The sequence below is a fragment of the Bartonella sp. AD328YNZD genome, assembly GCF_042196425.1.
Genome location: NZ_JBHIQG010000892.1, coordinates 1 through 520, shown reverse-complemented (window position 1 = coordinate 520; position 520 = coordinate 1). Strand labels below are relative to the sequence as shown.

General features: G+C 32.5%; 1 pseudogene. It reads right to left on the bottom strand.

The features are described 5' to 3' along the window. Nucleotides 1-221 (bottom strand): annotated as a pseudogene (locus ACFIO3_RS15615) (hemin-binding protein E); the annotation flags it as partial. Nucleotides 222-520 lie beyond the last annotated feature (299 nt).

The following is a 520-nucleotide window of genomic DNA, read 5'->3' as shown; positions in this document are numbered from 1 at the left end:
AAGTCTTTAAAAACTGAAGTATCTTTATCTTTATCTTTTAATTCAACTTTACTTGAAAAACCACCAATCTGACCACCGATATAAAAGCCTGTCCAAGAAAATGAAGGGGCTGCGATGACTGCTGGGGCTGTTTCACGAGGAATGATAACATCAGCAGCTTGTGCTGCAGAAGCCGCTGCCATGGCGATAACAGAAGTTGTTACTAAAGATTTTATATTCATAAACTTTGCTCCTAATTTATTTATGAGCACAGTGCTACAAGATTACAGAAAGAAAAGCTGTAGTAAAAATGATACAGTTACAGAAAATGGAGGGCTTATCCCAGAAAAAAATGCTTCATAGCTTGATTTTGTACGAGAAACCGTAAGCTGTATAATGTAATAACTTATTGATTTTAAATATAATTATTGTTTATTGCTTATGAATAATATTTTTTAAAAAACCTGAAGAATATCTTTTCATATCCACAATAAATTATGTGTTGTGTGATAATATAGCAACAGAAAATAACAGAGGCTCT